Genomic DNA, 431 nt, shown 5'->3' on the forward strand with positions numbered 1-431 from the left:
CATCGGACTGGCGTTGTCGCCGATGGCCTATTTCGCCCAGTTCGCACTGGACGTGCCTTCGGTCGCTATGGTCACCGCCTCGCATAACGAGAATGGCTGGACCGGGGTCAAGATGGGCGCGGCGCGGCCGCTGACTTTCGGGCCGGAAGAGATGAGCGCGCTGAAGCAGATTGTAATGGCCGGCGATTTCGACCTTGTCGGCGGCGGGTCTTATGATTTCGTTCCCAATTTTCGCGAAACGTATCTCGACGATCTGACCCGGGGCAAGCGCATCTCGAAAAAGCTCAAGGTCGTGGCCGCTTGCGGCAATGGCACCGCCGGCGCCTTTGCGCCTGAAGCGCTGGAACGGATCGGCTGTGAAGTCATCCCGCTCGATGTCGAACTCGACCACACCTTTCCGCGCTACAATCCCAATCCCGAGGATATGCAGA

At 60.3% G+C, this 431-nt stretch carries 1 pseudogene; it reads left to right on the forward strand.

Features of this window, described 5'->3' with window-relative positions:
* Nucleotides 1–431, forward strand: a pseudogene (locus EOC83_RS32610) (phosphomannomutase/phosphoglucomutase); the annotation flags it as partial.

It is taken from the genome of Mesorhizobium sp. Primo-A (genome assembly GCF_003997175.1).
Taxonomy (GTDB): Bacteria; Pseudomonadota; Alphaproteobacteria; order Rhizobiales; family Rhizobiaceae; genus Mesorhizobium; species Mesorhizobium ciceri.